Here is an 8,520-nt window from a genome sequence, read left to right as displayed (position 1 = left end):
CCACACCTATATGGCGGGCGGCGGCTGTAGCCTGCCTGGCAAGGCGACCGTGCTAATGCCCGGCATGGGCTACGAGGGAGTCGTGAAATTTGTGATGGATATAATGACCAGCTACGGCATAAACGCCTGTCCGCCGCTATTAGTGGGCGTTGGCGTGGGCACCTCGATCGACGTGGCGTCCTTGCTATCCAAAAAAGCACTGATGAGGCCGCTTGGCTCGCGCAATCCAAACGACCGCGCGGCTCTAACCGAAAAGCTGCTCGAAGAGGGCATAAATAAAATCGGCCTGGGTCCGCAAGGCATGAGCGGCGCGAGCTCCGTGATGGGCGTGCATATCGAAAACTGCGCCCGCCACCCAAGCGTCATCGCCGTCGCCGTAAACGTGGGCTGCTGGTCGCACCGCAAAGGCCACATCGTCTGGGACGAGCAGCTAAATTTTGCCGTAAAATCGCACAAGGAGTTCGCGCTATGAGTAAGAAAATTTTAACCACGCCGATCGCGCCCGAGGATCTAGCAGATATCAAAATCGGCGACGTGATCTACCTCACGAGGCACATCAGTTTGTAGATTTGGCTAGCACACAAAGAGAGCTAGCAGATGAATTAGGAGCTAAGTTTTTAGAATTTTGTAGTTCATACCTAAATGAAAAATGTGTTATTGCCAAAAGTGAATTTACTTACCAAGAATCTTTTTTGCCAGCAAGCCTAACTATCTAAGCCTACACTAAAAAACCGACTGCTAACACAACAATGGTAGATGCGTACATTGGTAATGTGCATTTTAGGTTAAATTATTATTATGTATATGAAGAGTATGATGATGACCATTTTAAAGATGAATATGCGTATCAATATCCTTGACTTTCAAATATAGCAAGTGCTATAATATAACTATTAATTAGAAAGAGCGGATAAATGGGGAAAGGTTTCTTTAAGAATAAAAAATTATGCATATTGGTTCTCTTTGTATTGCTATTGCTTTTAATACTAACTTTTATTTGTTTAGGAAGATATCCGGTTAGCCCCTATGAAGCATTTATGATTATATACAAAACAATAACCGGAGATGTTAGCGGCTTAGGCGTACATGAAACTAGTGTAGTAATTGACATAAGACTACCTAGAATACTTATGGCAGTTTTAGTAGGTGCAGGGCTATCACTGGCAGGAGCAGCATATCAAACTGTTTTTTCAAACCCTTTAGTTAGCCCGGACTTACTAGGGGTGTCTTCAGGAGCAGGTTTTGGGGCGGCTTTATCTATATTATTATCCCTAGACATGATAGTGACTCAGCATGTTTCTTTGCTTCTGGGGCTTTTAGCAGTTTATATAGTTTTAAACCTATCCAGAGTAAAAAAACGAACAGATTTGTATGTGTTAGTTTTATCCGGAGTAATTGTAAAGTCACTATTTGATGCTTCAATATCATTTATTAAATATATAGCAGATCCGGAAGATAAGCTTCCAACTATCACTATGTGGTTGCTGGGAAGTTTAGCAAGTGTATCCTATAGAGACCTTGTTATTTGTTCAATAATAATAATACCTTGTATTTTCGGCTTCTTTCTATTAAGGTGGAAATTGAATCTTTTATCTCTAGATTCTGATGAGGCTAGGTCTTTAGGAATTAATGTAAAAAAATTACGTATTGTGGTTATCTTACTCTCAACATTGATAACTGCAACTACAGTTTCTGTATGTGGAATTATAGGATGGATAGGTTTAATAATTCCCCATTTGGCGAGAATGGTTATCGGAAATGATAATAGGTACCTTATTCCAACTTGTTGTGTTATGGGAGCAATTTATTTATTACTGATAGATACCCTTGCAAGAGCAGCTACAAGCAATGAAATTCCAATTTCAATATTAACAGCATTTATAGGTGCGCCATTATTCATAACTATACTTAGAAAGAATTCGGGAGAAAGAAGATGATACTCCAAGTTAAAAAAGGTACTTTTTCATATGACAAGAGAAAAATTTTAAAAGATATTTCATTTGATTTAAAAGAAGAAGAAGTAATGTCCATTCTTGGACCCAATGGGGTGGGTAAAACTACTTTCTTAAGGTGTCTTATGGGGTTTTTAAAATGGGACACGGGAAAAGCCTTATTGTTCGGCAAAGATATAAATGAATATGCAGAAAAAGAATTATGGGAAAACTTAAGTTATGTTCCTCAAGTTAAGAAAAGTGTGTTTAGTTATGGGGTTTTAGAAATGGTTGTGATGGGTTTAGACAAGGAAAACAGTTTTTTCCATATCCCTACGAAGGAAGATTATGATAAAGCTTATGAAACTTTAAAAGAATTAGGAGTTGAAAAGCTATCAAATAGATACTGTGATGAGCTATCCGGAGGAGAGCTTCAAATGGTTATGATTGCGAGAGCTCTTGTTTCTAATCCAAAACTTCTTATTTTAGATGAACCGGAGTCAAACCTGGATATGAAGAATCAAATTAGAATCATAGAGGCAATTAAACATATAAATGTAAATAAAAAATCTGCTTGCATAATAAACACTCATTTTCCTAGTCATGCATTGCAGATATCTGACAAAACTTTGTTTATCGGTAGTGACTACAAAACAACCTTTGATGAAAGTTCGAAAGCCATTACTGAAGATAACTTACAAAAGTATTTTCAGATCAAAGCTAAAATTTTATTTTTTCAAGCAGAAGAAGTTGAATACAAAACAGTTGCACCTTATAAAACCATATAGAACTGTTAGAAGGAGGTTAATGAATGGAATATAGAAAATTAGGATCTACAGGCATACAAATTTCAAGAATATCTATGGGAAGTCATCACTTAAAGAATCCCCAAGATATAGATAAACATGCAGAAAATTTCTTCTATGCATATAAACAAGGAATAAATTTCTTTGAAACCGGCGATACTTATGGAAACAATTGTTCAGAACTTATATTAGGTACAGCCATAAAAGAAATGAAGAAGCATAAAAAACCATTTTATATTATGTCAAAGACACATGCCGGAGATTCTAAAACATTTCGAAAAAATCTTGAAAATTCTTTGAAGAATTTAGGAATAAGTTGTATTGACTCCTTTACTTGTCTTTGGGGTGTAAAATCTTTTGAAGAATGGAGAGGAGCTAAAAACTATGGAGCTATAAGAGAGATGGAAAAAGCAAGAGAAGAAGGACTTATTAAGCATATTACTTTTTCTTCACACTTACAAAATAAAGAACTAATTGAGATGATTGGGGAGTATAAATTTGATTATAGTTTACAGGGCTTTAATATAATTAATTCCAAATACAGATTAAAAGGAATAATGAAGACTCATGAAAAAGATATAGGGACAATAGCTATGAATCCGCTGGCAACAGGAGACTTGTTGCTTTATGAAGATATATTTAACGCTATTCGTATAAAAGAAGACCAAACTTTGGTTCAAGCGGCATATGCATATATTCTGTCCTTTCCTTTTATAGATTCTGTACTGGGAACCTTTAATTCAAAAGATGAAATTAATGAAGCTATTAAAACCCTATATCAAGAACCTTACTCTGCTAAAGAAAGGAGTGAACAAGAAGGAAAATTAAAAGAAAGAATTAATCAAGTTGATTTAGAAAGAAAGATAGAAGTTGGCAAAGCTCTTAGACAAAGACCTCATATATTAAGAGAAGAAGTTGCAGATTTGTTTGGAGTTTATCCACTAAGTGTATAATTTTCAAAGGAGGAAAAATGAAAAGAAGGATTAGTTTATTATTATTTTTAGTACTAGCATTAATTTTAAATGCTTGTGGCGGCAGCGAAAAAGAAGCTAGTCAAGTGCAAGAAGTTAAAGAGGTAAAAGAAAGCGAATACTCGGTTACTGATGTTAGAGGAAAAACGATTAAATTTGAAAAAACACCGGAAAGAATTGCAACGGTGGACAAGCCTCTTCCGTCTATAATATATGCAATTGATGGAAAGACAGATAAAATTGTAGGATGCAACCCATCTTCTATTAAAGCTTTTGAAGAAAGTGTTTTAAAAAACATGTATCCACAACTAGCTAATGCGAATACTAAATGGTGTTCAAAAGACTCAGTTGTTAACGTGGAAGAGTTATTGAAGCTAAAACCGGATGTAGTGTTTATTTATTCGAATATTGAGAAAGAAATTGAAAAAATGGAAGCTGCAGGACTTAAGGTAGTAGCTTTAAAGAGGGCAGAATTTGACAGTATAAAAGAAAATATAAAAATGATATCTGAAGTACTTCAAAAGAAAGAACGTGGCGACTTATTAGTTGAATATATGGACAAAGGAATTAATGAAGTAACATCAAAGTTAGCTGAAATAAAAGATGAAGATAAACCAAAAGTTATAGAGTTTTATAGTGACATGAAAATAGCTGTAAAAACATACGACCATTGGATGAAACCAAGTGGAGCCTATAATCCGGCCCACGAGCTTAAGGGTAAATTGGCTGAAGTGGACATGGAGCAGATGATTGTATGGAACCCTGATATCATTTATTTAGGAAATCATTCAGACTTAATGCCGGAAGACTTTATTGAAAATAAGCAGGAAGGTAGAGACTGGTCAACAATTAAAGCTGTAGCTAACAAACAAGTATACAAAATTCCTATAGGTGTTTATAGGTGGGATCCTCCTGGGGTTGAAACTCCGCTTACAGTTAAATGGGCTGCAAAAATACAGTATCCACAATTGTTTTCAGATATGGACATGGAAGTAGAGTTAAAGAATTTCTTTGAATATGTATATGATTACAAATTATCAGATGATGAAGTTGCTACAATATTGAGGAAGTAGTTTTAACAAGAAAGGAAGAAACATGGATAAATAAAAGTATTAGAAATATGATTACAAATTATCAGATGATGAAGTTGCTACAATATTGAGGAAGTAGTTTTAACAAGAAAGGAAGAAACATGGATAAAATAAAAGTATTAGAAAAAGGACATGAATTAGAATATAGCTTTGATGATTTACTAAACTATCATGGTGTAGGTTATCCCGGGGGAGTAGCTCATGCATTTCAAGTCATGAGTAGAGCCTTTCCACTTTTAGATGATGGGAAATTATTAGAAAGAAGAGAGATATATCTTATTACAGCATTTCCGGGACCGGGAGGGCTAGATGCTTTTGAAATGGTAACAAGATGCGTAACAGGTGGTAGAATTTCCGTTGATATTAATTTAAAAGAAGCTGAAGAAGTCTTAGAAAGTCCCCATGGAAGATATTATTTTAAATTCAAGTATAGAGATAAAACAGTCGTTATAACCATAAAGCCAGGTTTTGTACTAAAAGAATTTATTGAATTATCAAGAAAAGAAGATAGAAGTGAAGAAGAAGAGACTACTTTGATTCAGATGAAAAAAGATATGGCAGCAAGACTATTGGCCGCTAAGCCCGAAGAAGTATATAACGCAAAAGTTCTATAAAAGAAAAAGAGAAGGGTTTTGATATGTGCCCTCTTTACTGGACAAACCAGTAAGGAGGGTATTTTTTTGAAAATAAAGATGCGTTTGAGTTATTAGTGTTTGGTTCTTATGGAAAAAATACAGTAATTTTTTAGGCTGTATAATAAATATGGGGTTTTAGGGACTATCCCTAACGAGGTATTTTTGTCTGACTTGTCGGACAAAAAGTATCCTCGCCCAGATGAAATACAAGATGGCTTTTTGATAGCAAATACCATATATAGAATATATATGCAAGCTGGTTCAGGTTATGCTTTTCGTTGTTTATTGATCCGTTTAAGATAAATAAAATAACATATAGCAAAATATTAAAAAGTCATAAAATTAAGCATAATTTCAGAATCTTAAATAACCTTAAATTATAAATCAACCTTTACTATTTATGTTAACAATCCCATCATTCTAAATAGTTTACTACGCTCACCCTTCCCCTCCTTGATAAAAATTTACCTCTTCAACTAGATCCTTTAGAATTTTTGGAGTTACTGGCTCTCCATAAGTGTTCATGGTGATCTTGTATTGTTGTTCATGTCCTACAAGAGCAGCTATATGTTCAACCCTTTGACCGCTTTGAATGAGCTTGTTTATGAAAGTGTGTCTAAATGAGTGAAATGTCCTTGTCTTATCATCATCTTTTATAACTTTAGTATTGATCTTCTTTCTAAAATACTCAGAAAAGTCTTTATTGTCACAGCTAAATAGCCTAACTGCTTTGCCACATTTCCTAGCTAGCTTCTTTTTACTCTCTATAAATTCAAATAGCCCAATGCTACTTAACTTAGAGTGGATAGGAACTATCCTTACAGAGTTTCTGGTCTTTAAAGTCTTACTCTTGCCTGTTTTTACATCTATTTTTGTATTTAAACTAAAGCATACTATGTTATATTTTTCAACTATGTCATCTGTGTTTAACTGGATTATCTCATTTAGTCTCATGCCAGAATAAGCTGCTATATGGGTAACGAAAAATAGCTCATCTTTGCTGATTCTTTGACTTTTAGTATCACCACTTGATTTAATCTTACTAACAATACCCAAAAGTGCGTTTATGTCACTATCTTCATAAGGATTTTTATTTGTAACATCATCTTGGTTTATACTTATTTGCAGATCTATAGCTGGGTTCTTATCTATATAGTCGCTATCGTAGCAGTATTTAAAAAACTCACTAACTCTAACGATATACTTCTTAATGGTTGATTTAGAAATTTTTGGTCTATCCTTTGCTAAAGCTATGATCTCATCTAAGCTTTTATCTTTATAGAGACTATTTTGAGAGAGCTTGGTTGGTAGTTGTAGTAAGACATTCCTAAAATTTAGCAAGTCATCTCTTTTTATCTTTTTAATATCTAGCCCATCACCAAATTTCATAAACATTAGCCGTCCTACATGTCTAACAAGACCAAATGTGCTATCACTCCAGTTGTTTGAAATACTAGTGTTTGATACATAGTTTTCAAATGCACTCTTTAGCGTGACCATGTCAGCTTTGCTCTCGCTTTTAGTAGATGAGACTAGCTGTGATTTAAAGCTTCTAGCTCTATTTGAGAAGAGCTTTTGAAAGAAATTTATAGCCTCATTGAAAGTCATGCCACTAACATCACTTGTATCATCTATCGTAAGGTCTTTAGCCTCAATGTCACTTAAAACTATGCCCTTATCTTCATATTTATCTGCCTTGTATAGCTTTATCTGACCACCAAAAGTAGGATCATTTAAATTTCCATACCCAAATTTTAGATCACTGCTTAGCTCGTTATCTCCATCTGGTATTAGCTCACAGCCAAATAGCCTCAATATATCATTGTTTGTTAATGCACCCTTTTGTTTAGCTAGCTCATTTATAGCTTCTGTTAGCTCGCAAATAGAGTGCTTTAAGGACTTTTTAGTAAAAGGCAGCACCAAATTCTGCTTCTTTAAAGTCTCTATATCATCTTGATAGCTATTGATATTAGCTTCATTGATGCTCTTTACTATCTTCTCTTTGGTGCTTTCATCTAAATTTGCACTCTTTTGCTTTTTACCAAGTGGTACAAATGTCTGTTGCTTATCATTTAGTAGCTTTTGGTTTTTGCACATCTTATATGATATGTGATTTATGTTATCTATCGTTGCTTCAAGCACTCTTTTGCCAAGAAGCTTTTTGGTGTGAGAGTCAGTGCAAGATAGCTTTTTGCAGATATCATCAACCTCTTTTGATATTACACTGGGCAAGCTATCTTCTTTTAAACTCTGTTTTAAAAACAAATTTAGTGATAGTAGTCCATCTAAATTTATATATCTGCCAAGTATATCATGCTCTTTGATACTTTTGGCCTCCTTGGCTTTTAAAAGCATAAGCACCAAGTGCTCTATAAGTTCGCTGCTCAAATTCATCTTCCATGCCTTTTTGATCGCGTTAAAAATTATAGAGTAGATCTTAGCACGATTTTTTGCTGTATCAAAGCGTTTTGTGAGGAAGGAGGTTATATATTCGGTTTTATTACCAAAATAAGGCCTCAGATATAGTGGGATAGCTACTCTAAAGTAGTATATGCCATTTCGTTTGACTAGATATTGCATCTTTGTTACCTATGCAATATAACTTTGTAGCAAAATGTAGCAGATACTTAGTGTGAAACTGGCTGTGTGTCGTCTTTTTGGTGCTTACACAAGGTTTATTTTTAAACCCTCATAAGCCGGAGGTCGGGAGTTCAAGTCTCCCCCGTGACACCAAAACATCCTATTTTAGACACTAGCAGTGGTGCTTTTGTTCTTTCCCTTTCTTTAAAATTTCCTTTAAGAGTGGAACACTTAGTTACTAAAGTGGGACAGTCTCTTAAAAATTCCAACGATTATAAAGCCATTACCATTTTAATACCATAAAAATAAATTTGTTTTAAATTCTTGCTTCTAGCTTTTATTTTAGGTTACCTTTAAAATACCCCAAGGAATATCCAGTTACTGCCATTAAGCTTCAGTAAGCTTAACAGTAAAGATGAAGAACTTCATAGTAGAGCCTTTGTAAAGAATTTTCTTAAAGGCTTTCAAGAAAGCTTTGAGAAAGACTATACCGAGCAGTCTTACAT

Annotated in this window: 7 protein-coding genes; 6 read left to right on the top strand and 1 reads right to left on the bottom strand. The window is 34.6% G+C overall.

Translation table 11 applies throughout. The features are described 5' to 3' along the window. The 6 genes from B9N66_RS09465 to B9N66_RS09440 all read left to right on the top strand — a co-directional run. Positions 1–472: fumarate hydratase (locus tag B9N66_RS09465; protein WP_180382101.1), on the top strand; the 472-nt coding region annotated here is incomplete at its 5' end. A gap of 442 nt (positions 473–914) precedes the next feature. Further along, the gene (locus tag B9N66_RS09460; protein ID WP_087580811.1) at positions 915–1,937 is read left to right on the top strand and encodes a FecCD family ABC transporter permease; all 1,023 of its coding nucleotides are present in this window, start codon (positions 915–917) and stop codon (positions 1,935–1,937) included. Continuing rightward, positions 1,934–2,719, top strand: coding sequence for an ABC transporter ATP-binding protein (locus B9N66_RS09455; protein ID WP_087580810.1), 786 nt, complete (start codon positions 1,934–1,936; stop codon positions 2,717–2,719). Before B9N66_RS09460 ends, B9N66_RS09455 begins: the two co-directional genes overlap by 4 nt. Positions 2,720–2,742: 23 nt before the next feature. Continuing rightward, positions 2,743–3,690 (top strand): aldo/keto reductase, encoded by a 948-nt coding sequence (locus tag B9N66_RS09450; protein ID WP_009649659.1) that lies wholly within the window; start codon positions 2,743–2,745, stop codon positions 3,688–3,690. Between the two features lie 17 nt (positions 3,691–3,707). After that, positions 3,708–4,781 carry an ABC transporter substrate-binding protein gene (locus tag B9N66_RS09445; protein ID WP_009649437.1) on the top strand — a complete coding sequence of 358 codons (1,074 nt, stop codon included), beginning with the start codon at positions 3,708–3,710 and terminating at the stop codon, positions 4,779–4,781. Positions 4,782–4,900: 119 nt separating this feature from the next. After that, entirely contained in the window at positions 4,901–5,413 is a 513-nt protein-coding gene (locus tag B9N66_RS09440) for a hypothetical protein (protein ID WP_034965947.1), read from the top strand. 459 nt (positions 5,414–5,872) lie between these two features. Here B9N66_RS09440 and B9N66_RS09435 read toward each other — a convergent pair whose 3' ends face one another. Beyond that, the gene (locus B9N66_RS09435; RefSeq protein WP_087580809.1) at positions 5,873–8,014 is read right to left on the bottom strand and encodes a site-specific integrase; all 2,142 of its coding nucleotides are present in this window, start codon (positions 8,012–8,014) and stop codon (positions 5,873–5,875) included. Positions 8,015–8,520: the final 506 nt, after the last annotated feature.

This window comes from Campylobacter concisus, assembly GCF_002165775.1.
Taxonomy (GTDB): Bacteria; Campylobacterota; Campylobacteria; order Campylobacterales; family Campylobacteraceae; genus Campylobacter_A; species Campylobacter_A concisus_E.
The sequence above is the reverse complement of the archived record's forward strand: the minus strand, read 5'-3'. Positions and strand labels throughout refer to the sequence as shown.

What these genes read in the sequence shown, in the direction of transcription:
- B9N66_RS09460 (WP_087580811.1), top strand. Translation starts at nt 915, where the DNA reads ATGGGGAAAGGTTTCTTTAAGAATAAAAAATTATGCATATTGGTTCTC.
- B9N66_RS09455 (WP_087580810.1), top strand. Translation starts at nt 1,934, where the DNA reads ATGATACTCCAAGTTAAAAAAGGTACTTTTTCATATGACAAGAGAAAA.
- B9N66_RS09450 (WP_009649659.1), top strand. Translation starts at nt 2,743, where the DNA reads ATGGAATATAGAAAATTAGGATCTACAGGCATACAAATTTCAAGAATA.
- B9N66_RS09445 (WP_009649437.1), top strand. Translation starts at nt 3,708, where the DNA reads ATGAAAAGAAGGATTAGTTTATTATTATTTTTAGTACTAGCATTAATT.
- B9N66_RS09440 (WP_034965947.1), top strand. Translation starts at nt 4,901, where the DNA reads ATGGATAAAATAAAAGTATTAGAAAAAGGACATGAATTAGAATATAGC.
- B9N66_RS09435 (WP_087580809.1), bottom strand. Translation starts at nt 8,014, where the DNA reads ATGCAATATCTAGTCAAACGAAATGGCATATACTACTTTAGAGTAGCT.